Genomic DNA, 22,616 nt, shown 5'->3' with positions numbered 1-22,616 from the left:
GAGGCTCTTTTTACTGATTGGACCATTCATCGAGTGGAGTTGACTTATAATCGCGTCAGTTTTGGCTATACAGCGTACATTATGTCTCTTACATCTTATTTCTCTCATCAAGATCAAAAATTCCAGTTCACTCGCCAACAAGCGAGTCACTTTGCTAAAAAAGTGGCGGGAGATTTCAACCCAATCCACGACGAAGACAGCAAGCGTTTCTGTGTTCCGGGCGATTTGCTCTTTGCAGTATTGCTGCAAAAAGAAGGCATTAGCCAAAAGATGCGTTTTGATTTTTCAGGCATGGTCAGCGATGGCATTGCACTGCACATTGAAAATAAGTGTATGAAAGAGAGCGCTCTTGTCGATACTGCCGGCAAAGAGTATCTACACATGAGCCGCGAAGGCCAAGTAAGCCACAACACCGCATTTATCGAACACGTTGTGACGAACTATGTGCAGTTTTCTGGTATGAACTTCCCGCACATCATGGTGCCATTGATGGAAGAAGCGCAAATGATGATTAACTGCCAGCGCCCATTAGTCATCTATGAAAGCATGGAAGTGGAATTTGAACGTTTAGACCTCTCTTCACCTGAAGTTGAGTTTTCTGGTGCGACGTTTGATGTTGACGGTAAACGTGGCATTGTCACGCTTAACTTTGCCTTTAAAGAAAACGGTCAAATCGTAGGGAAAGGGGTAAAGCGCATGGTAGCTAGTGGCCTGAAACCTTATGACCAAGAAGCAGTCGATGACTTAGTTAATCGCTTCAATGAACGTAAAGAGATGTTTTTAGCTCAATTTTCAAAAGCAGCCTAACCGTATTCTTTTTACTATGATTTGAGCTCTTTTGCTCATTATCTAGAACCATATTTGTTGTATAGAACCATGTTCGTTGTATAGATTGCAGCCCCGCTATTCTTGCGGGGCTTTTGATTTCGGATGCCTTACGACATTCAACTATATCCAGCGCCTGACACGCTGCTTGTAATCGACATACTCTTCGCCAAAACGCGCTTCCAGCACTCGCTCTTCTGGATAAATCTGAAAACGATTCATAAACCACACAAATAAAAATGCGACCACGAGGCTCAACCCATTGTGTTGCCAATAAGCCACGCCAAACAACAGGAAAAAGAGCCCCAGATACATCGGATTACGCGAATAACGGTAGATACCGCTATCCACAATACACGATGTCGTTTCTGGTTTGGTTGGATTGACCGTGGTTTTCTTGCGGCGAAATTCGTAAATCCCCAGTAAACCAACGATGCCAGATAAAACAAAGCAAATCGCAAAGACCACTCGAGGCAGAGGTAAAGCGAGGCTTACAAACTCAAAACTGTATGAGATACGATGCATCAACAGTAGCGCCACAATAAATATCGCCACTGGGGGTATTTTCAGTTCAAATTTTTCCATGCTGCTCCACCTGACTGTGCTTCGCTCCAAACCAATATCGACAGTATAGTAAAAAGCCCAGTAAGGTCTGGGCTTAGGGTTTACAACAATGCCAGTAAAGCTTGTAACGGATGCTTGGGTTTTACCTGTTCAAATCGTTTCACTTGACTGCGGCAGGAATACCCTGTGATCAAGCAACGCTCTTTGGGCAGTTTTTCTAAACTTGGCTTCCAGCTTAAACCATAAATATCTTTCGACATCTCCAGCTTATCCTGTTCGTGGCCAAAGGTTCCAGCCATACCACAACAACCAACTGGCACCGTTTTTAACTGAGAACCAAAATGGCTAAATATCGCGCCCCACTCTTTTTCTGCATTCGGTAGTTTGGTCTTTTCCGTGCAATGAGCAAACAGATACCAAGGCGCGTCACTGTGGTTTTGGTGATGGTTAAACTCCGACAAACGTGGCAACAGCCACTCATGAACGGTCAGCACATCAAACTCACCGCGCTTATCGCCAAGAATTTCGTTGTACTCATCGCGGTAGCAAAGCACTAACGCTGGATCGACACCGACCATTGGAATGTTGAGATCCGCTACCTGCGACAAAAACGCAGCGGTGTTTTTCGCGGTAGTTGTGAATTGCTTTAAAAATCCTTTGATATGCTGCGCTTTACCATTGGGTTTGAATGGCAACAGTATCGGATTTTTGCCTAATTTGATCAGCAATTGTACGAAATCTTCAACCACCTCAGCATCGTAATAACTGGTGAATGGGTCTTGAACGATAATCACATGTTCAGCGCGATCTTGCTGTGACAGCCCAGCGAGGCGCTGCATATCGAATTTCACCACTTGGCCTGCGACACGCTTTGCCAACGTCGGTACCGAAAGCAAGGGCGCATCAACGTAACCAACGGTTGAAGCGGTGAGGCTTTGTACCCATTTCTGAGCCAACACCCCGTTCACCACTTGCGGAGCCTTTGCCATGACCGGCAAAAGCGTTTCAATATTCGCGACGAGATAATCCTTAGCCGGACGCTGATAACGTGAGTAGTAGATATTTAAAAAACGAGAGCGGAAACTCGGTACATCCACTTTGATTGGACATTGGCTGGCACACGCTTTACACGCCAAACAGCCATTCATCGCTTCATACACTTCATGTGAAAAATCGTACTCACGCGATTTATTGAAAGAGTTACGCACGCGATCAATCATGGTTTTGATGGTTGGGTTCAACTCCAACACTTGCTTCTCTAGGTCGAGAATATCCACACCCTGCTCGGTAAGTTGGCGTAACCATTCACGCACCAAACCGGCACGGCCTTTCGGTGAGTGACGACGATCCGCCGTGACTTTCATCGACGGACACATCGGCGAACTGGTGTCATAGTTAAAGCATAAACCGTTACCATTACACTCCATCGCCTGTTTGAAACTGTCACGGACCTTCACATCGATTTGACGATCAAAATAGCCGCGTTTGGTGTCCGTGACTTTGACCAATTCAAAATTGGTCTCAAGTGGCGTACATATTTTGCCGGGGTTCATTTTATTGTGCGGGTCAAAGGCTGCTTTAACGCGTCGTAATTCAGTAAATAGCTCCTCACCAAAAAACGCGGGGCCATATTCGGAGCGATAACCTTTGCCATGTTCGCCCCACATTAAACCGCCATATTTTGCCACCAGTTTGACCACCTCATCAGACACTTCATGCATCAGAAGCTCTTGCTGTGGGTCACACAAATCCAAAGCAGGACGCACATGCAGCACGCCGGCATCCACGTGGCCAAACATGCCATAACTGAGATTTTTACTATCCAGCAAGGTACGGAATTCGCTAATAAAATCAGCCAAGTGTTGAGGAGGAACACAAGTATCTTCAGCAAAAGCAACGGGTTTAGCCTTGCCTTTGGCCGCCCCTAATAACCCCACCGCTTTTTTGCGCATGTTGTAAATCAGGTTAATGCTCGCCAAATCACTGCACACTTGATAGCCAATGATGCCCGCTTGTTCTTGCTCAAGCATCTGATCAAGACGCTGCGTCAATGAAGCGACCTGCGCGGCGACCTCTTGCTCGCTTTGGCCTGCGTATTCGACCATATTGATGCCTTGCATCTCTTTGCCCGGAACATCCGCTAATAACTCGCTGACGCTATGCCAAACAATATCTTGCTTAGCTAGATTTAATACTTTGGAATCGACGGTTTCAACCGATAACGCATTGGCCGCTACCATTAAAGGGGCATTACGCAATGCCGAATCAAAGCTGTTGTACTTCACATTGACTAAGGTACGAGCTTGGGGGATAGGCGTCAGATTCAAGGTTGCTTCTGTGATGAAGACCAAAGAGCCTTCTGCGCCACAAAGTACCCGAGTGAGATTAAAGTGATCACCTTCTTCATCAAGCGCATTTTTAAGATCGTAGCCCGTCAGAAAGCGGTTAAGAGGTGGAAATTTCGCCACAATTTGTTCGCGCTTGTCACGGCATACCGCTTCGGTCACTTGCAAAGCATTCGCAGCAAAAGTACCACTTTCAGGCAAGCCTAATGAGAGATCCGATTCAAGTACCGAGCCATCGGCAAAAACGGCTTGCAGAGACAAGACATGATCCGACGTTTTGCCATATTTTAAAGAGCCTTGCCCTGACGCATCGGTATTGATCATGCCACCAAGTGTGGCTCGGTTACTGGTCGAAAGATCCGGTGAGAAAAAATAACCTAATGGTCTGACCGCATCATTTAATTGGTCTTTCACCACGCCAGCTTGTACTCTTACCCAACCCTCATCAGCATTAATTTCAAGCACTTGGTTCATGTGACGAGATAAATCAACCACAATACCTTTGGTTAACGACTGGCCATTGGTACCAGTGCCACCACCGCGCGGTGAAAAAGTGACTCTCTCAAACTCTGGTTTTGAGCTAATCTTACCAATAAGTGCTACGTCATGAGTTGATTTGGGATGCACAACGGCTTGAGGCAATTGCTGATAGACACTGTTATCAGTCGCAACAGCAAGTCGGCTAGAGTATTGTGATTCGATATCGCCGCTAAACCCCTCGTTTTCGAGTTGTTGTAAAAAGCTCAAAACGACGGGATCGACGTCCGTTTGGTGATGAAGTCTTGGTAACATTTGCTTCCTGCCCCTACTGCGCTGATCCAATCAGCTGTGGGTTAATGGTTATTTTGATATTAATCTTTGAATTTCGTCACTTTACAACATTTAAAAAGGTGATCAAATCAGAATCTCAATGCAAGAATGAATCTCTCTAAAAAGTCATCAGTACGACATTTTTCCTGTACACAACATTTTAGCTATATATAGTTAATTAACGCTTTATGCTTTATATATTGATATAGAGAGTTAAATACCGCTTTTAAACTGCAATGCACATTACGGATATCAGAATGAAAAAAAACAAGATTGTTACCACTGAAGATATTTTGCTTAAGCTTTGTCAATCAGTGTCAGGAGTGCTCAGTTCTGCAACGGCGACCAACATTGCTTACTCAGCGATGGTACAAAAAATCAACAAAACGTCACTAAAGCCAGATTTCGGCTGTTTCGTTTTGTTTGATGGTGGCTTCTCTGGGCTCGTTGTTATCAACTTTACGGCCAAGGCTGCGCTGGAAATTTACACCAGTTATATGCGCAACATGGGAATGCCAGAAGAAGAGCTGGCCGTACTGCACACTTCTGACGAGGTGGGCGATGTACTGGGCGAATTGATGAATCAACTCGTAGGCGACTTCACAAATAAAATCCGCAAAGAACTGCAAACCAACATTACCCAAAACCAACCGAAGATGCTGTCACTCAACAAACAGGTAATTTTGTCGGTGGATACTAATTTAGATCGTCCACAAGCACGCCGAGTTACCTTCTCGACAGAAAGTAATAATATTTTCTATCTTGAACTGGCAATGGATAAAACCGAATTCATCCAACTTGAAGAGTTTGAAGTTCAAGAAGATGAAAGCCCTGATTCAATTTTAGAAGCGACTCAGCAAAAACTGTCTGCCAAAGCAAAAAACGACAAGCAAAACAACAGTGATGATGATTTGACAACAGACCTATTGGATGAACTTGGTATTTAAAAACCACCAACCTCCTCTCGACTCGCTGCCTGATTTTGGGCAGCGATTCTCCACTTCGCTTTCACTTCCAGCATAAAACCGCTAAAATGTCGGACTTTTCTGAAGTTGTAGAATTGTATTTGCGAATTAATGGATAAACAGAAAGCTCTAAAGAAGATCGCTAAATGTCTTGAACTTGGTAATTCCGCGAATGTGAATGAAGCGGCCAATGCCATCAAGATGGCGCATAGCCTGATGCTGAAGTATGGGCTTGATAAAGATGACATCGAATTTATCAAGATGGGCAAAACCCAATCAACCCATTTACTACCCGCATCGATCACCTCATCACTACTGCGAGTGATCCGCGGTATCAATACTAAGTTTGGTGTAGAAGCGGTGCTACTCAATCATAAAGGACTCAAACGTGTTGAGTTTATTGGTGAGGCCGATCGCGCTATTTTTGCCGCCTTCGCTTTTGATATCATTTACCGAGAAATGAACGAGCACACAGGCCAATTTCGAAATAGTTTCGCGGGTAGTGGCACTTCCAGCATGGAAGTCACACGGCGCGTCAATTCATTCGTTTCGGGTTGGATTGAAGGGGCATTAGAAAAGCTTCCAGTGATCACCGCCGATGATGAATCCAATAACAAAATCAATAATTACATTGATAAAGAGTTTCAAAATATTGACCGTGAAACCTTCAAGCAGCAGCTGCGTGATGCTATGAAAAATATTACCGCGGATTACGAAACTGGGTTAAAAAAAGGCCGTAAAGTATCTGTAAACCGACCGATTGATGGCGCACCTGCTCCAAAACGTCTTAGATAACCATTAATACGCTATTCTGCTCTGTGCATTCGATAGAAATGCGCTACTATTTGAACAGAAATTAGCCCCACAAAACATGGTGAAAATTTGAGAGTTGTCCTTAGTTTGTGCCTGTTTTTCTCCTCATTAGTATTGGCTTCTCCTGTTGCTGAGCTAACTGCCCAAGCTCAGCAACAAAACTCAAATGCACAATATCAATTGGCGCTGGCTTATCAGCAAGGGGACAAAGTTGCTGTTAACCTAAACAATGCGTTTTATTGGTTTCAGCAAGCGGCGCAGAATGGACACCCCTTAGCCAAATCTAGGCTAGCCAATCTCTATTTAAAGGGACAAGGAACCCCAAAAGACATCCCTCAAGCTCTATTTTGGCTGACAGACTTAGCCACTAGCGGCGATGTGAATGCTCAATTACAACTCGCTAGAACTTACGAAACACTCCCTTCGCCACCCTCTGCGTTAGAATTGTCAGAAATGTGGTATCGCATTGCGGCAAGTAAGAGCAGCCAAGCCGAAGAGGGTTATGCCCGTGTATTGCAAGAAAAATTCAATCAACAACGTGCAAAACAAGTCTCCTCCATCAGCCAATTAGACAGCGCTTTTGACAGCAGCGATGAAGCTGACATGGTGGTCAGCACTGCACCCGTTGAGCACGACTCGACAAGCTCTATCATGACGGATTACTTATCTCTGTTGTTGCTGATGTTACTCCTTTTGATGCTTATCTATCTTTTCCGCTTCTGGAGCCGAAAACGTAAGACTCAACAACACGATAAAAATAGTCAACACCAGCAAGAAATCGAATCGCAGGCCTTTATGATCAAACAGCAAAAAAGGCAGCTTGAAAGCTTATTCAAAGAGATCAAAAGACTGCAAAACAATCATGTGGCTCAATCTCAGGATCAAAAATTACTATTAGCCTGCGCATTATTTGGCTTTAAACCCAGTGAACTTCCCGATGAAAAAAGCATCAAGCTTCGCTACAAGCAACTGTGCAAAATATACCACCCAGATCTTCAAGGCTCACAAGAAGAAATGAAACGACTCAATGGTGCGTTAAAAATCATCCTGCCTCACGTTAAGTAAATGTTACTTTTAATGCAAAATATTACCGCTCGCGATTAAAACACTCGCTAAAGATAGACAACGCAATCGATCTCCATCTCACTTAAAGTAACAAATAGTTAACTTAATTCTCTTTTATATGGGATAATGCGCCGCGAAAATTACACCTAAATCTTCTAGGTGGGGAGAAAACATGTTTACGATTGAAGGTATTTGCGATTGGTGTAAACAACCAAAGCTATTAATAAAACACGAATATATTGATGGGAAATCGCATCACTCATGTGAAAGTTGCAATGAGTTTGCGCGCATGGATGTCAGGCAGTTTAATATTGCAGAGCAAGCATTTCGAGATCGACAGTCACTGTCACATTAGGCATCAATAGCTATACATGAAAAAGCGCCAACACGGCGCTTTTTTACTGCCTGTTTTAAAGCACAACCATTTCAGCGACTATGATAACTTATCTAATTAGTGACGAGACACTGTTACTAGGATACTTACATTGATCACAAAACAGACAACAGCGCTTTATCTTTGAACAATTTAATTGTTTGCTAAAAATAGTTATTAATCAATAAATTAAAACAAAATCTAACGAATTCAAGCTTGGTTATGCTGATAAATTCAGCAAAAAAAACTTGATCAGTATCTACAACTCAAATACTGTACACACATACAGCATGTATGAAAGGACAGTGTTATGCTTCAAGTAAATTTCGCTTCTCAACTATCAGCTCAGTACCCTTTGGCTAGTGCCCATCGCTCAGTCAATACGATTGAACAAGCCATGATGTCAAAGCTTGCTAAGCTATCCCAGCACCAACAGCAGTGGATCTTATTCACCTCTGAATGTCCTCGACCACAGTATGAACAGTTTGCTTCTTTCAATATACATTGCGACAGAGTGATCCACATGAAACCCTCTCAAACGTTATCGGAATTAGAGATTGTGATTAAAGCTATCCGCTCCGGAAATGCCAGTGCGATAATCGCGTCAAATACTATTGAGCCTATCAACCAACACCTACTCAAGCAATTAGCGGCAGAGCACCACTGTGATGTGTTTTTTGTTGCAGGGAAACAGCAACCGTTCCATTGATCGAGAAAATGCTGTTGAGGGTGAATAATGCTGTATTACCCTCCATAACAGCAAAGGCCTAGCATTGTGGCTAGACCTTTGAGATTAGAACATCTTATTGTGTCACTGTGACATCAATAGATTAGATATCAATTACATCGAATGCCACTTCAGTATCGACATCGGCTTCGTAATCAACGCCATCAACACCAAAACCGAATAACTTCAAGAATTCTTCTTTGTATTCAACGTAATCCGTCAGCTCTTTCAGGTTTTCAGTAGTGATCTGTGGCCAAAGCTCACGGCAATGCTTTTGAATATCTTCACGCAGTTCCCAGTCATCCAGACGCAGACGATTTTGCTCATCTACTTCCGGCGCACTACCGTCTTCTTTATAAAGACGTTGGCTAAACATGCGATAGATCTGTTCAATACATCCTTCATGTACACCTTGCTCACGCATTTTCTTAAACACCATTGCGATGTAAAGAGGCATAACAGGAATAGCTGAACTGGCTTGAGTAACAACCGATTTAAGAACGGCCACATTAGCCGTACCGCCTAATACAGAAAGCTGTTCATTCAGTGCCGATGAGGCGCGGTCTAAATCCATCTTCGCTTTACCTAGCGCACCATCCCAATAGATTGGCCAAGTTAGCTCAGTACCGATATAGCTATAAGCCACGGTTTTACAACCTTGAGCCAATACGCCAGCTTCAGCAAGTGCATGGATCCATAGCTCCCAATCTTGACCGCCCATAACCGTTACCGTGTCTGCAATTTCCTGCTCAGTTGCAGGTTCAACACTGGCTTCAATGATGATGTCTTTATTGGTATCAACCGCTGTCGCGGTGTATGTTTGGCCAATCGGTTTCAATGATGAGCGAATCAGTTCGCCAGTTTCAGGTAACTTACGCACTGGTGAAGCAAGCGAGTAAACCACCATATCAATTTGACCTAAGTCTTGTTTGATTAGCTCGATCGCTTTCTGTTTTGCTTGGTGAGAAAATGCATCACCATTTAGGCTTTTAGCATACAAACCCGCCTCGTGAGCAAGCTTGTCAAACGCGGCTGCGTTATAAAAACCGGCGGTGCCTGGTTTTTTATCCGTGCCCGGTTTTTCAAAGAAAACACCGATAGTCGCAGCACCTCCACCAAAAGCGGCGGTAATACGAGACGAAAGGCCGTAGCCACTGGATGAGCCTACAACAAGTACACGTTTCGGTGCATTTTTGATAGGGCCTTGTGCTTTGGTGTAAGCAATTTGTTCTTTTACATTAGCTTCACAACCCACAGGGTGCGTTGTCGTACAGATAAATCCACGAATTTTAGGTTTGATGATCATATTCAACTTCCTTCAAAAATCTCCGCTAGGATAAAAGTTTCGCTCGAAGATCTCACCCTATTTCTTTAAAAACAGGCAGAAATTGCAAGTGGTTGGATCTCTCGTGGCTCAAAAAATCAGGGCACCCGACTAGGATGCCCTGATATATGGTCACACTTTTAGTGACGATATTCGCGACTAGGCGACATGATTAAGCTTTGGCTTTCCCGGCTTATTGGTCATCACCTCGCTCAAGTCATGGCTAAAGTGATCAACTTGAATCGCTTTATAACGCAGTTTGTCTGCGGCCAAAATTTGGTCTACTTCAGTTTGAGTCAACACATTTTCACTTAAGGCTTGAGCTAATCGCTCAGTCAGGGCACCTTTACGCGCAATTTTACCCTCTTTGGCTGCGCGGAACAACTTGCGCTCAAGTGCACTGATACCGTACATCGCCAAAAACGCTTTTTCCATCAAGCCAACGCTATCGTCTTCCTCTGGCCCAATGTAACAAAGATGAGTGAGACGATCTCGATGTGCTCCAGGAGTCATTAAGCTTTCCGCCAGTTTGACCGACAGCTCATCGCTAGGTTTGTCATAATGGTTGCCCAAAGGGAAGACCAACACTTTAAGTAAGCGCCCAACCACTTTGTTGGGGAAGTTGCTGTACGCCTCTTGCAAAGATTTAGCCGCGTGGTACAAACAATATTGCACCGCGTAGTGCACGTAATCTAAATCGGTTTGTTGGCGGCCTTCATCTTCATACTTTTTCAAGGTCGCTGAAGCCATGTACAGATAACTCAAACCATCACCTAAACGCGCTGAGATCATCTCTTTACGTTTAAGATCGCCACCTAACGTCAACATAGCGAAATCGGCACTCACGGCAAGTGCTCGGCTAATGCGCGTCAACTGTTGGTAATACGCTTTTGTTGGGCCGCTCATCTGCGCTTTGACAAAGCGCGAACCCGTTAATGCAGCACCGAGTGCCCCAAAGGTATTTTTGGTCGCGTGGCTAATGTGCTTAAACAACAGCTTATCGAAATCTTTCGCGCCTTGCTCTGTATCAGGATTAGCCGCCGCTTCCATCTCTTTCAAAACATAAGGGTGACAACGAGTGGCACCTTGGCCAAAGATCATCAAATTGCGAGTTAGGATATTGGCCCCTTCAACCGTTATTGCGACCGGGATACCGAGATAATGTGTTCCGAGGTAGTTCATTGGCCCATCTTGAATCGCTCGACCAGAGTGAATATCCATCGAATCATTTAAAATTGTGCGCGCAATTTCTGTCATATGATATTTGGCAATGGCAGTCACTATGCCCGGCTTTTCTTTCAAATCGAGCGAGGTTGTGGTTAAGGTTCGTGTCGCTTCAAGCAAATAAGTTAAGCCACCGATACGGCCCAGTGCTTCAGCTACCCCTTCAAATTTACCAATCGACATGCCAAATTGCTTGCGCACATAAGCGTATGCACCTGTCGTGCGCGAAGTTAAGTGACCAATCGCCGTACCAAGTGCGGGTAATGAAATACCACGCCCTGCCGACAAACATTCCACCAGCATGCGCCAGCCTTTACCCGCATAGTCAGCACCACCGATGAGCCAATCCATCGGGATGAAAACATCTTGACCACGCGTTGGGCCGTTCATAAACGCAAGGCCGAGTGGATCGTGTCGCTCGCCAATTTCCACGCCTTTGTGATTAGCAGGGATCAACGCGCAGGTAATACCGATATCGAGCTTATCGCCTAGAAGTTTTTCAGGATCACTGAGTTTGAAAGCTAGGCCTAGCACAGTTGCAACCGGAGCCAGCGTGATATAACGCTTATTCCAACTGAGTTTAATCCCAAGGACTTCTTTGCCCTCGTGCTTGCCGTAACACACCACGCCTTGATCAGGAATGCCGCCAGCATCGGAGCCTGCTTCTGGCCCGGTCAGCGCAAAACAAGGGATATCCGTACCGTCAGCTAAGCGAGGAAGCCAGTAGTCTTTCTGTTGTTGTGTACCGTAGTGAGAGAGAAGCTCTCCCGGACCAAGCGAGTTTGGCACCATCACTGTAACAGCGGTACTGATACTGCGCGTCGCAATCCGTGACACTATGGTGGAGTTAGCGAGTGCGGAAAATTCACGACCACCGTAAGCCTTTGAAATAATCAAAGAGAAGAAACGCTCTTTACGCAGAAACGTCCACACTTCCGCTGGCAAATCGCGATCTTCTTTCACGATTTTATGGTCATCTAACATGGACAGCAGCGTTTCCAACTCATTATCAATGAAAGATTGCTCTTCATCTGACAAGGTTGGTTTTGGGTAATGATGCAGCTTGGTAAAGTCTGGACGACCTGAAAACAGTTCACCATCCCACCAAACGCTGCCCGCTTCCATCGCCTCTTTTTCTGTCTCCGATAACGGAGGCAAAACTTGCTTAAACAGTTTAAAGGCGGGGTCGCTTATCCATTTTCTTCGTAGAGAGCTCATGATCAGATCCTTTTGTTCGCTTGGATTGTTACTTCTTATAATAGATTTAATTGGGTTAATCAGCCGCAACGCCGGCGGCTAAATAAGGAATAAGTAAGTCGACGACGGCTTTGGCATCCACTTGGTTGCCAAAATCACTTTCGGCAATCTCAGCCAATGCTTGGCTCGACGCCATGGTAAAAACACACGTGCCTAACGTGAAGTGCAAACGCCAGAATAGAGTTTCAGGCGTCAGTTTTGGGTTCGCCTTCATCACTGACTGAGTAAACAGTGACAATACATCGCTGTAGCGTGTGGTGATAAACCAACGCAAATGACCTTGCACATCGGTATAGCCGCGACCAATCAACAACATAAAACGGCTGGTACCGTTGGGCCTAACATCATTCAACGCACGTAATGGTGTACGCAATGACTCAAACACTTCCGACATTTGATATTCATCTTGGGAGTTTAACTCCTGCAGCGCTTGTTGAACGGCTGGCATAAATGCTTCTAAATAACGATTCAACACTGCACGCACTAACGTTTTCTTATCACCAAAATGGTAGTTAACCGAGGCTAGATTTACTCCAGCTTTGCTGGTGATAGCTCGTAACGATGTATCGTTGAAGCCATGTTCAGCAAACAATCCCTCTGCAACATCTAGGATTTTTTCTTTGGTACTACTTCTTGGTGCCATTTCAATCACTCGTATCAAACAGGTGTTTGAAATATACTATCGACACAATTAATTAACAAGCAATTAACATCACATTTTTACGAAATGATCAGAGCTGAAGAGTAAAATAGAAGTAAGCTAATGAAAGATAAATATTTTAAAAATAAATTGAAAAAAATGGCTTTAAGATGGAACTGATTGTGAAATGCTCAGTCTCAATAAGTGTAGTTAGCAGAGCATTAAGAATTTTACAGGCCGTCAAATTTTTCTTCTTACTGTAACTACCGATATGCTGCTTTTTCTTATTAACTCCTATGTTTATTTGTATCCGCCCAGCGCCTTTTGCTCTGGGCTTTTTTTTGCCGCATGAGAGGCAAAGCAGTAACTGACGAGCGATAAAATCGGCCAACACTGCAATTTTTACTCAGGTCAGTATATACTACGGCCCTTTTCTGCTCGAAAATCATCATGAAACTGTCTGACACCCCCATAACACAACATACTTTTGCCAATAACCGATTCTATTTAAAACGTGATGATCAACTTCACAGCCATTTTTCCGGAAATAAAGCGCGTAAGTTCATGGCGTTATTGGATAGCGATCTCCCCGGCATCAGCACTTTAATCAGCTATGGTTCGGCGCAGTCGAATGCTCTCTATTCTCTGGCGGCTCTTGCGCGCATTAAAGGGTGGAAATTTGAGTTTTATGTAGACCACATTCCAACGTGGTTACAACAAAGGCCGATTGGCAACTATCGGGGTGCACTGGATTTAGGAGCGCACATCATCGAAGTTAGCCCCATCAATATAATGGCCCCCGAGCAGTATATTGATACGATCCGCCAGCCTGATGCTTCATGCTTAGTCGTACCGGAAGGCGGTCGCTCAAAGATGGCCGAAACGGGCATTAAGCAGTTGGCCCTAGAAATTCTCAACTGGATAAGAATGGAGACAAAAACGCAATTCGTCGTTGCGTTGCCCTCCGGGACAGGAACCACTGCGATCTACCTGCAAAAATATCTAAAACCGCACGGCATTGAGGTTCTGACCTGTGCTTGTGTAGGGGGAAATGACTACCTCATCCAACAATTTGACGAGCTTGAAGAGCGCCAGTACCCTACGATTATATCTACAGAGAAAAAGCATCACTTTGGACGATTGTACGAAGCCGATTATCGGATGTGGCAAAATCTACTTGAGCAGACTCATGTGGAATTTGATCTGTTGTATGATCCTATGATGTGGCAATGTTTGTTACCTTGGATGGAAGCTCATCCAGAAAAAACGGTGATTTATATTCATCAAGGTGGGTTACTGGGCAATGAAAGTATGCTGCCCCGCTATCAGCGGCAATTTGATTAACTACCTCACTATAAATAGGAAATACACCATGCTGAAGTACTGTGTTTGGTTATTATTGATTGCTCCTAGCTTTGGCTACACGAAAGTAATCAATACCGCTTCGCTACCGGTTGTGGTGGCTACAGAAGGTAAAGCTTTGCAACGTATTTGCTATTATAAGGACCAAGCTTATTCTATCGGTGCAGTGATTCAAGTCGGTGAGCTGTATATGATCTGCCAAGAGGCCAATGATTTTGAAACCAATGGCCCCTTAAGATGGGTGTTACTGACTCAACAAAAATAGTGAGAGGAAGATTAGTTTAAGCCTCCCATTAGGGTGTATTTCACTTCCAAATATTCGTCTAGCCCCTGTTTTGCTCCCTCGCGGCCAAGACCTGACTCTTTGATGCCGCCAAACGGTGCGACTGTAGTTGATATCAAACCTTCGTTAATACCAACAATGCCGACTTCCAGAGCCTCACTCAAGCGCCAAGCCCGAGCCAGTGACTGTGTATAGCAGTATAATGTCGGCATCATCAAACACAATAAAAGGAGCATTACCACCCAGCTCGAGCGACAACTTTTTGATGTTGTGCGCGCACTGTGCCATTAATATTTTCCCCACTCCTGTTGAGCCAGTAAATGAGAGTTTGCGTACCACTTTGCTGCTGGTTAATTGCTGCCCGATTGCGATTGCCTCTCCAGTCACCACTTGCAATAAGCCAGCGAGAAGCCCAGCACGATGCGCCAATTCCGCCAAAGCAAGAGCAGTAAAAGGCGTATCTGGTGCTGGTTTGAGTACCACTGCGCATCCAGCCGCAATCGCTGGAGCACATTTACGAGTCACCATAGCCGCAGGGAAATTCCAAGGCGTGATCGCAGCAACCACACCAATAGGTTCTTTCGATACCAGTATTCTTGCATCCGCTTTATGACTCGGGACAAGCTCACCATAAGCTCGTTTTGCCTCTTCGGCATACCATTCGACAAAGCTGGCAGCATAGCTGATCTCACCTTTCGCTTCCGCTAAAGGTTTGCCTTGCTCGTTGGTTAAAATCAGTGCCAGATCATCGCTGTGTTCAACAATCAATTCATACCAAGATCTAAGCACTCTCGCTTTGTCCGCCGCTGGCTGTTTTTTCCACAGTTTCTGCGCAAGCTCTGCACCCTCAATCGCTTGTTGAACTTGCGCACTATCTAGCTGCGGAATCGTTCCAATCAGAGTGCCATCATAAGGGTTGTAAACGGTTGAGGTGAGCGAGTTGGATGCGCAAACCCATTGACCATTGAGATAACATTGTTGTTTAAAAAGTTGAGGATCACGAAGCTGCATGACGATGCTCCTAGCGATAATAAGGGGAGAAGCACAGGGTAAAAGGAAACTGAGTCAGGTTCAATTGATAAACGGTATTATTCAGGGATTGCGACTATCTACTCATGCATCAGCCTCGACCCAGCCGCTTCCTATGCAGAAAAATGGCGTTAACTCACCACGTCTTCCACTGTAAAAACTCCCCTTAAGGGATCAATGTTTTGACAATAAGTGTTACCAACCACCTCTTTCGCTTGATACATCGCCTCATCAGCTAAGGCCATTAAATGGTGCATACTATTGGTTTGTAAGGGGAAGTAGCTGATACCGACACTAACACCAACGGTTAGGCTTTGCCCTTCAAACTCAATGGGCAGCCCTAAGCATTTGATGATTTGTTTGACTTTCTCTGCGACAAAGTCGTACTCATCAATCAGATCGAGGCACACTACAAATTCATCGCCGCCAAGCCTTGCCGCAAAATCAGATTGGCGGATACTGGCCTCTAAGCGAATCGCGATTTGCTTTAAAATTTCATCTCCCGCGCAGTGGCCTTGAGTGTCGTTAATGGTTTTGAAATTGTCCAAATCAATGAAAAGTAACGCTAACTTCACCTTAGTCCTGTTGGCTTTTACGATGGCGTTATCCAACAACTTTTCAAACGTTCGCCGATTAAGTAGCCCCGTCAACGAATCATGTTCAGATAGAAACTGAAGCTGATCTTTTTGAATTTTTAACTCTGAGGTTTGTCGCTCAACCTCTAATTGTAATTCATCTTTTGTCACGGTTGTCGTTTTTAGTGAGACCTTCATATGGTTAAAAAAATCAGCCAAAGCAACAAATTCAATATCCAGATTAACTGGTTCAATCTTGCTTTCAAGGTCACCATACGTCAAAGCTAGGATACCTTGTTTAATTGACGCAAACCCCCTTTTGAAACGTTTCAAAATCAACCAGGCAATGCCACTCACTAAGATTGAAAAAAATAATATTTTCAGTGCACTCAACATCAAGGTCATTTGTTGACTCTCAATGCTTTTTGCTAAGACTGATTTTTGTAAGTAAAACAACTCTTCAGTCATATTTTGCACAAGCATATTGTAACGTGAATGTAACAGCCCTTTCGCGCTGATTAGAGAGTTGCTTTTTGCTTCAGCATCTTGATGAGTAAGCTTTTTTTCTTGTTGCAGTAAGACGGCAAGGCTAGTATTCATGCGTTGTAAGTTTTCGATATGTTTGCCCATCATCTTATGATTAAGCAGTCTCTTGGAGAGGCTTTGCTGAGCAATATCAACCTGGTCTAAACTTGATACATCAGAATACTGCAGGAAAATCCAAAGTTGGCTACGCAACAAATCCACACTCAATTGGATCTGCATAATATCTTCTAGATCTTTTTTTGTTTGCTCTTGTTCTTTAAGTAAGCCCCACAGAGAAAAAGTGATCAAAAGGATTAGAAATGCCGTGGATGCGAACAATAATGTCAATTTACGTACAATCGAACTGATCATTTTATCGATACCTTAGTACGTAGCACTTCCTCGATCGGCTTGGAAGCAAGCACTGTCCGAAAATCCGGCTTGTCGCCCGTAACCATACCAGCCTCAATCGCCCATCTTGCTTGAAGCTGTAAGTTAGATAAAAGTGCATTACCTAGCGACAAACGAAATACATAATCATTCCAAGACCACTCGAGTTGGGGTAACGGAATATTTAAGGCCTGTGCAATCACCTCTCTTGATTGTTCAGAATTGAGGTTAATCCATTCATTAGCCTCTTTTAATGCACGTAATATTGCCACTATCTCGTCATGCGCCTCTTCGACGGTTGCTTTCATCGAAAGTAAATTAAATGACAAATGGTAAATACCAGATAGCCCAAGGTTCAATACATCGGATGGTGCAGAGGTTTCAGTTTTATAACCGTAAGGTTCCCAAACAGAAATAGCATCAACTTGTGAGGAGAATAATGAGTCATTTAGCGCTTCTGGTGGTAAATAGACTTTTTCAACAGCCATCTCTTTCAGGTCACTGGCAATCAACAATGAATCAAAGTAAAACTCACTGGCACTCGCCTTAACGATGCCTACTTTTTTACCTTCCAAGTCACTCAGGTTAACAATGCCTAATCGCTCTAACGTGAGCAGCTTTAAATCGTTATCTGACTCAACAAAACTGGTTAATAGTGCAAAATCATTACGCTGGAAAAGCTTAAACATAACCACCGACTCAGAGGCAGTCGCATAGTCTACATCCCCACTAAACAAAGCTTGAGAACAGGCCACACCTCCAGAACAGGGCACTAGTTCGACATTCACCCCTTGTTGTTCAAAAAAACCCAAACTTTCGGCAATAATAAAGGAGGAAGAGAGTGGCGTTTGCGAAACCGCTATTCTTACTGCTTTACGCTCTTCAACACGGCTAGCATCATAAAAATGACCAAGTTGCCTATTAAAAATAGCAATAGTGACTACCAATACAACAATAGCCACTGCAACTTTATGAAAGGTCTGAGCTTTGTGCTTTTTCGTAACCATAGCCAATAAGTGAAATTAGTTTTATATATGACAGTTTAGCTCTGAATTGGAATTATTTTTGAGTGAATGGCTATTTAATAACTTTTAGCAGGGGATGCATTAAGATTGTTTAGATTAAACAGTGAGTTAAGCTTGAGTTAACATGGTATTTTACGCACAAAAAAACCGTAGACGATCGTCTACGGTTTAGAATATGGCGGTGAGCAAGAGATTCGAACTCTCGATACGTTGCCGTATACACACTTTCCAGGCGTGCTCCTTAAGCCACTCGGACAACTCACCAAATTATATTGTGGTTAGCGCATTCGGCTAACGAGGCGCTAATTTAATGATTCTATAGGATTAGGTCAAGCCAAAATAACAAAAAAGCCCACCACTTTGGTTCGTTTGACTACTTATTGACTTATTTGATGAAATTCAATACAAGCCTTTCTTCAGTGAGTGTCACGGTTAGGCGCTACGATGATAACCAGGGACACGGAACCAACGGCGGCACATATCTAAAAAATAGCCATAGAGAACGCCCATTCCACACGACACAATGGCATTGCTTGATACTGCGGTTATGATCTGCTCTGTAGATGCGCCTACAGCCCATAGAATGGCGGCATAGACAGGAGATTGAAATAGAACGTAAGCAACCAAATCCGAGACATTCTTCATTAAGCCAGTCTCAGACCATTGACGTCCCTGGCGCAGAATAAAGTCACGAAATACGCCATAAGGCCATGCTATTGCGATATTAACTGGGATAGACAGTGTACGTGATGCTAGCGACTGTTCGAAGGTCATTCCAGAGATGAAAATTTCAATGATCATGCCTGATATAAAACAAAAAACAACCATTGCAAATGTGTCCGCCGCAGCATGACGAATACAAAATGGGCCACGAGCTTTCATTACTTCCCTCTACACAATAGATATAACTATTAAATATGCCAACCAGCAATACAGATACCTAGAAAATAACAACAAGCTAGATAATGAGGGAATTAGAACACATACTTTGTAGATTTAGTGACCGATTTTAATTAACTTAGGTAAATTTATAACCAATTTTGAATCGGAAACTAGAATCTAACGCTATTCTTTAAATTCCTGTTACAACGCATTCTTACTAAATCTAAAAATGGTTATTTAATTACAAAAATCGGAAAGCAATACCGTTAGCAAATCGACTTGCTGCTGTGTAGGTAACTGGTGTTTTTCTAAGCTTGTTTGGGTATCGATTAACACTTGATGAATATGAGTATTTTCAATCTCCGGCAACTGTTGTATCAAACGTTGAATCATGGCTAATGCAAGTTCTATGTTTTGATCTTCTACGGCCATATAAAACGTCACCAATGATTCCTCTGCTGAGCCTATCTTTAGCGGCATAGAGGACTCTGGATGATATTGATACAGTTTTTCGACAAATTGGAAAAGAGCATCATCTAATTCATTGTCATCAATGGGTTTGGTGACAATATAATCAGCGCCGGCCGACAACATTCGCTCACGAGTTTCTTTGAAAACATCAGCAGTACAACCAAAAATGAGCACATTACGTTGCTCCCCAACTAAGATCCGAATCGCAGACACCGCTTCTACGCCATCCATTACGGGCATATGGTTATCCATCAATATCAGGTCATAATTCCCGCCAACAGCCGCTTGAATTGCCAATTCACCATTCTCAACACAATCGCATGTAAACCCTTTATTCTTCATAAAGGTTTCGATGATGATAGAGTTGGTCCGGTTATCTTCCACAATGAGAGCTTTCAGTCCTTGGTAATTAAGCTTGCGACGTGGCTTGACTTCAATGGTCCCGGGCGTCGTTGTTTCTATCGCCAGCATAACGTGAAAACTGGTACCAATTCCTAACTCACTGGTTACCATGACTGTCCCATCCATTAGCTCTACAATTTGTTTTACAATTGCTAAGCCCAACCCCGTTCCACCAAAACGCCTTGTCGTCGATGATTCAGCTTGTTCAAATGGGCGGAATATTTTTTCCTGAGCTTCTTTTGCTATACCTATCCCCGAATCCCGTATCCGAATAGAAAGATACCGTTTATCTTCCATCTGCTGCTCTTTTAGAGTCACTTCGACAAAGCCGTGAGAGGTAAACTTGACCGCATTATTAAGTAAATTAAACAGAATCTGTCTCAATCGTGCTTTATCTGAGTAATACCAGCGATCGTGAACAATATCGCTGTAAATCCTAAACTGCAGTCCTTTTTCATTGCATAAGGTATGGTAAACACTGTTAATACTACCAATCAGTGAATCCAAGGGGAAACGGGTGTTATCAAGTTCTAATCGCCCTTGTTCAATCTTGGAGAAATCGAGAATTTCGTTAAGCAGCACCATCATGTGCTCGCCAGACTCATACAGACTATTAAGGTGTTGCCTCTGTTCTGGGGAAAGCTCTGTTTTCAATAAGATTTGTGCGGTTCCTAAAACACCATTCATTGGAGTTCTGATTTCGTGTGACAGGGTTGCTAAGAAGGCACTTTTGGCTTGAGTGGAAGCTTGAGCTTTCACTTTTTCCGCTTCAAGATAAACGGTTTTTTGGTTAAATGAATCGATAAGCTGGCGGATCTCATCTTGGCTTCGATACGGTATATCAATAATACCGCCCTGTTTAGAATCACTCACTTTTTTGGCGATGATGGTAATCGGTTTGATCACATATTGATTGATCAAGTAATAACCGATCATAACGCAAACTAAAAGGATTGGAATGATACTCCGTTCGACATTCATCACCAGATCAAACACTTCGTCATTCACTAACCGATGGGCATTAATAACATCAACTCGCCATTCAAAATCACCAAAACCGAAATGACTTACGTTAGCTTCTTCACGTATTATAAAATTATGTTCAGTGATCAGGGAGCCCCCCGAATCACTTAAGGATACGCCAAGGTTATAAAGCTCCGCTTGACTGGCAATAAATGTGGCTAACCCCGCCAATGACAGATCGACTGTTGCTACTCCAGCAAATTCACCGTTAACGTAATAGGGCGATGAAGCCGTGATCATCTGAACGTGCGTATAGGCATCAACATAGACTTCTGACCATACCACACTACCGACAGGCTTCTCTTTTACTGCGTTGTACCACTCTTCGTTATCGTAACCATGCGCTTCTTGATTGTTCCAAGAATGCAATTTGTCGACTTGACCGTCAGCGGCCCGATTATAAAACAGGCTACTGTATCGCTGAGATGCATTAATACTGTAGGGTTTCGGCCATAGCCCACCACTGACGACAACATCATCAAGTATAGTGAACAGCGAAGAGAGCATTCTGTCTTGCTCAGCTTGGTTGGTTGCAGCTTGCCCAAGGCTCACAATGCTTTGGAGCACACCAATAGAACGGTTGAGAGGTTCGCGAATTTGGGCTGATAACACTTCTGCACGAAGATCTAAATTCTGTTTTAATTCAGCTCGTAGTGGCGCTTCGACAACCCAATAAGTGACGGTGCCTGTGATCGCAATAAAAAAGCAAAGATAAAAAGAAAGGGCGATAATGCTCTTCTTCTTCAATGAAATAGGTGCTCTCATAAATCCTTTCAATTTTTTCTTTTGTGCAAATTATAGTGAACAATCCTAGCGAGCAATATGTTGATTGTTGTAAAACCTCACTCAAGCCAACAAATTATCAGCAAAATTCGCACATTGTATCGCTTTAACGTTAAAATGGCTGCAAATACACTCGGCAACTGATGGGATCTGCTGTGAATTTACAAGAACTCCTTACCCAACCCGAACTAGAAGATAAATTGCTTAATGAGGCCAAAACTCAAGGTTTTGTCGCATCCATGGCGTCAGCGCCTAACTTGCTCCCGCCAGAGGAATGGCTCCCTTTTCTATGGGGAGGAGAAGAGATCGCGCCATTTAGCGAAGGCAAACAGCTAGAAACCTATTTCCAACTGATCGTTGAAATGTGGAATGACTATCGCCCTGCTTTGCTCGAAAATCAATGGAGCTGGCCTGCAGGTTACTCACTCGATGAACAAGAAATAGTGACTGAACATGTCCGTGATTTTTGTGAAGGTTTTCTTCAAGGTTGGCAACTTACGCGTGACGATTGGGAAACGTTAATGCCTGAAGATAGCCAAGACAATGCGCTACTTGGGGGCGTGCTCCTTTCGCTGAGTATGCTTTATGATCCGGAGACGTCCTTGGCAACACTTTCCCAACAAGGTATGCAAGGACTCGACCAGTTTGAAGAAATCTATCAGGCCATACCGGTGATGTTGTGCGGCTTAACGCAACGCGGCGCTCAGTTGGCACTAGAGCAATAACTGTGTTTTTGAATAGTTTTATTTTCGAATAACGTTAATTTCAAATCAATTTGCTTGCGATAAAAAAGGCTCTGAATAAGAGCTAATGCCGATCAGTTAAGGCCAAAGTGATCGGTTGAACGATCCTTCAGAGCTGTCAAAATCCAAGTGTATTTAATGCACTTGGATTTTTTTATGGATGTTTCTCAAGCTCTAAACATAATTAATGA

General features: G+C 43.6%; 18 protein-coding genes, 1 tRNA gene and 1 pseudogene. 9 read left to right on the top strand and 11 right to left on the bottom strand.

All coding sequences use genetic code 11. The features are described from left to right. Nucleotides 1–81: 81 nt before the first annotated feature. Nucleotides 82–807, top strand: a complete 726-nt coding sequence (locus AACQ75_RS05165; protein ID WP_047688343.1) for a DUF3581 domain-containing protein — start codon at nucleotides 82–84, stop codon at nucleotides 805–807. 141 nt (nucleotides 808–948) lie between these two features. On the opposite strand, the gene AACQ75_RS05160 is transcribed toward AACQ75_RS05165, so the two are convergent. Together AACQ75_RS05160 and ydiJ are read right to left on the bottom strand one after the other, a co-directional pair. Then, on the bottom strand, nucleotides 949–1,440 hold the full coding sequence (locus tag AACQ75_RS05160) for a methyltransferase family protein (RefSeq protein WP_081989680.1): 492 nt from the start codon (nucleotides 1,438–1,440) through the stop codon (nucleotides 949–951). A gap of 50 nt (nucleotides 1,441–1,490) precedes the next feature. Further along, nucleotides 1,491–4,526 carry a D-2-hydroxyglutarate dehydrogenase YdiJ gene (gene ydiJ / locus AACQ75_RS05155; RefSeq protein WP_170888328.1) on the bottom strand — a complete coding sequence of 1,012 codons (3,036 nt, stop codon included), beginning with the start codon at nucleotides 4,524–4,526 and terminating at the stop codon, nucleotides 1,491–1,493. A 275-nt stretch (nucleotides 4,527–4,801) separates the two neighbouring features. Between ydiJ and AACQ75_RS05150 the strand changes: the two genes are divergently transcribed. The 5 genes from AACQ75_RS05150 to AACQ75_RS05130 all read left to right on the top strand — a co-directional run bounded on the left by AACQ75_RS05150 (nucleotide 4,802) and on the right by AACQ75_RS05130 (nucleotide 8,469). Next, nucleotides 4,802–5,491 (top strand): DUF3334 family protein, encoded by a 690-nt coding sequence (locus tag AACQ75_RS05150; protein ID WP_026028133.1) that lies wholly within the window; start codon nucleotides 4,802–4,804, stop codon nucleotides 5,489–5,491. Nucleotides 5,492–5,620: 129 nt separating this feature from the next. Beyond that, nucleotides 5,621–6,304, top strand: a complete 684-nt coding sequence (locus AACQ75_RS05145) for a DUF2786 domain-containing protein (protein ID WP_017042255.1) — start codon at nucleotides 5,621–5,623, stop codon at nucleotides 6,302–6,304. A gap of 105 nt (nucleotides 6,305–6,409) precedes the next feature. Next, nucleotides 6,410–7,387: a J domain-containing protein gene (locus AACQ75_RS05140; protein WP_094126975.1), complete on the top strand. Its 978-nt coding sequence runs from the start codon at nucleotides 6,410–6,412 to the stop codon at nucleotides 7,385–7,387. A gap of 172 nt (nucleotides 7,388–7,559) precedes the next feature. Then, nucleotides 7,560–7,742 (top strand): hypothetical protein, encoded by a 183-nt coding sequence (locus AACQ75_RS05135; RefSeq protein ID WP_010319035.1) that lies wholly within the window; start codon nucleotides 7,560–7,562, stop codon nucleotides 7,740–7,742. A 328-nt stretch (nucleotides 7,743–8,070) separates the two neighbouring features. Next, entirely contained in the window at nucleotides 8,071–8,469 is a 399-nt protein-coding gene (locus tag AACQ75_RS05130; RefSeq protein ID WP_047688288.1) for a 50S ribosomal protein L7ae, read from the top strand. Nucleotides 8,470–8,590: 121 nt separating this feature from the next. On the opposite strand, the gene fabV is transcribed toward AACQ75_RS05130, so the two are convergent. The 3 genes from fabV to AACQ75_RS05115 form a co-directional block, all read right to left on the bottom strand. Further along, nucleotides 8,591–9,793: an enoyl-ACP reductase FabV gene (gene fabV / locus AACQ75_RS05125; protein ID WP_047688290.1), complete on the bottom strand. Its 1,203-nt coding sequence runs from the start codon at nucleotides 9,791–9,793 to the stop codon at nucleotides 8,591–8,593. Between the two features lie 177 nt (nucleotides 9,794–9,970). Next, entirely contained in the window at nucleotides 9,971–12,253 is a 2,283-nt protein-coding gene (locus tag AACQ75_RS05120; protein ID WP_026028135.1) for an acyl-CoA dehydrogenase, read from the bottom strand. Between the two features lie 55 nt (nucleotides 12,254–12,308). After that, nucleotides 12,309–12,935: a TetR/AcrR family transcriptional regulator gene (locus tag AACQ75_RS05115; RefSeq protein ID WP_010319039.1), complete on the bottom strand. Its 627-nt coding sequence runs from the start codon at nucleotides 12,933–12,935 to the stop codon at nucleotides 12,309–12,311. A gap of 447 nt (nucleotides 12,936–13,382) precedes the next feature. On the opposite strand from AACQ75_RS05115, the gene AACQ75_RS05110 reads away from it, so the two are divergent. Further along, nucleotides 13,383–14,276 (top strand): pyridoxal-phosphate dependent enzyme, encoded by an 894-nt coding sequence (locus AACQ75_RS05110; protein ID WP_170888327.1) that lies wholly within the window; start codon nucleotides 13,383–13,385, stop codon nucleotides 14,274–14,276. 28 nt (nucleotides 14,277–14,304) lie between these two features. Then, the gene (locus AACQ75_RS05105; protein WP_088728935.1) at nucleotides 14,305–14,559 is read left to right on the top strand and encodes a DUF1496 domain-containing protein; all 255 of its coding nucleotides are present in this window, start codon (nucleotides 14,305–14,307) and stop codon (nucleotides 14,557–14,559) included. Nucleotides 14,560–14,570: 11 nt separating this feature from the next. Here AACQ75_RS05105 and AACQ75_RS05100 read toward each other — a convergent pair. The 6 genes and pseudogenes from AACQ75_RS05100 to AACQ75_RS05075 all read right to left on the bottom strand — a co-directional run bounded on the left by AACQ75_RS05100 (nucleotide 14,571) and on the right by AACQ75_RS05075 (nucleotide 21,664). Continuing rightward, a pseudogene (locus AACQ75_RS05100) lies at nucleotides 14,571–15,588 on the bottom strand (aldehyde dehydrogenase family protein). Between the two features lie 149 nt (nucleotides 15,589–15,737). Continuing rightward, nucleotides 15,738–17,078, bottom strand: coding sequence for a GGDEF domain-containing protein (locus AACQ75_RS05095; RefSeq protein ID WP_170888326.1), 1,341 nt, complete (start codon nucleotides 17,076–17,078; stop codon nucleotides 15,738–15,740). Beyond that, nucleotides 17,075–18,109 (bottom strand): ABC transporter substrate-binding protein, encoded by a 1,035-nt coding sequence (locus tag AACQ75_RS05090; RefSeq protein WP_170888325.1) that lies wholly within the window; start codon nucleotides 18,107–18,109, stop codon nucleotides 17,075–17,077. The genes AACQ75_RS05095 and AACQ75_RS05090 overlap by 4 nt, the downstream gene beginning before the upstream one ends. A 188-nt stretch (nucleotides 18,110–18,297) precedes the next feature. Continuing rightward, nucleotides 18,298–18,385, bottom strand: a tRNA-Ser gene (locus AACQ75_RS05085). 168 nt (nucleotides 18,386–18,553) lie between these two features. Beyond that, nucleotides 18,554–19,003, bottom strand: coding sequence for an L-alanine exporter AlaE (locus AACQ75_RS05080; RefSeq protein WP_017042265.1), 450 nt, complete (start codon nucleotides 19,001–19,003; stop codon nucleotides 18,554–18,556). A gap of 237 nt (nucleotides 19,004–19,240) precedes the next feature. Next, the gene (locus AACQ75_RS05075; protein WP_212754992.1) at nucleotides 19,241–21,664 is read right to left on the bottom strand and encodes a hybrid sensor histidine kinase/response regulator; all 2,424 of its coding nucleotides are present in this window, start codon (nucleotides 21,662–21,664) and stop codon (nucleotides 19,241–19,243) included. Nucleotides 21,665–21,825: 161 nt separating this feature from the next. Here AACQ75_RS05075 and AACQ75_RS05070 point away from each other — a divergent pair, with 161 nt between their 5' ends. After that, nucleotides 21,826–22,407, top strand: a complete 582-nt coding sequence (locus AACQ75_RS05070; protein WP_170888323.1) for a UPF0149 family protein — start codon at nucleotides 21,826–21,828, stop codon at nucleotides 22,405–22,407. Nucleotides 22,408–22,616: the final 209 nt, after the last annotated feature.

This window comes from Vibrio sp. B1-2, assembly GCF_963888445.1.
GTDB lineage: Bacteria > Pseudomonadota > Gammaproteobacteria > Enterobacterales > Vibrionaceae > Vibrio > Vibrio anguillarum.
Note: the sequence above shows the minus strand (reverse complement) of the source record. Positions and strands in the feature narration are given on the sequence as shown.

Excerpts from the sequence above, each read along its gene's own strand:
- AACQ75_RS05075 (WP_212754992.1), bottom strand. The coding sequence starts at position 21,664 with ATGAGAGCACCTATTTCATTGAAGAAGAAGAGCATTATCGCCCTTTCT.
- AACQ75_RS05145 (WP_017042255.1), top strand. The coding sequence starts at position 5,621 with ATGGATAAACAGAAAGCTCTAAAGAAGATCGCTAAATGTCTTGAACTT.
- ydiJ (WP_170888328.1), bottom strand. The coding sequence starts at position 4,526 with ATGTTACCAAGACTTCATCACCAAACGGACGTCGATCCCGTCGTTTTG.
- AACQ75_RS05165 (WP_047688343.1), top strand. The coding sequence starts at position 82 with ATGTCTCTTACATCTTATTTCTCTCATCAAGATCAAAAATTCCAGTTC.
- AACQ75_RS05130 (WP_047688288.1), top strand. The coding sequence starts at position 8,071 with ATGCTTCAAGTAAATTTCGCTTCTCAACTATCAGCTCAGTACCCTTTG.
- fabV (WP_047688290.1), bottom strand. The coding sequence starts at position 9,793 with ATGATCATCAAACCTAAAATTCGTGGATTTATCTGTACGACAACGCAC.
- AACQ75_RS05115 (WP_010319039.1), bottom strand. The coding sequence starts at position 12,935 with ATGGCACCAAGAAGTAGTACCAAAGAAAAAATCCTAGATGTTGCAGAG.
- AACQ75_RS05080 (WP_017042265.1), bottom strand. The coding sequence starts at position 19,003 with ATGAAAGCTCGTGGCCCATTTTGTATTCGTCATGCTGCGGCGGACACA.
- AACQ75_RS05070 (WP_170888323.1), top strand. The coding sequence starts at position 21,826 with ATGGGATCTGCTGTGAATTTACAAGAACTCCTTACCCAACCCGAACTA.
- AACQ75_RS05150 (WP_026028133.1), top strand. The coding sequence starts at position 4,802 with ATGAAAAAAAACAAGATTGTTACCACTGAAGATATTTTGCTTAAGCTT.
- AACQ75_RS05095 (WP_170888326.1), bottom strand. The coding sequence starts at position 17,078 with ATGATCAGTTCGATTGTACGTAAATTGACATTATTGTTCGCATCCACG.
- AACQ75_RS05110 (WP_170888327.1), top strand. The coding sequence starts at position 13,383 with ATGAAACTGTCTGACACCCCCATAACACAACATACTTTTGCCAATAAC.
- AACQ75_RS05135 (WP_010319035.1), top strand. The coding sequence starts at position 7,560 with ATGTTTACGATTGAAGGTATTTGCGATTGGTGTAAACAACCAAAGCTA.
- AACQ75_RS05120 (WP_026028135.1), bottom strand. The coding sequence starts at position 12,253 with ATGAGCTCTCTACGAAGAAAATGGATAAGCGACCCCGCCTTTAAACTG.
- AACQ75_RS05105 (WP_088728935.1), top strand. The coding sequence starts at position 14,305 with ATGCTGAAGTACTGTGTTTGGTTATTATTGATTGCTCCTAGCTTTGGC.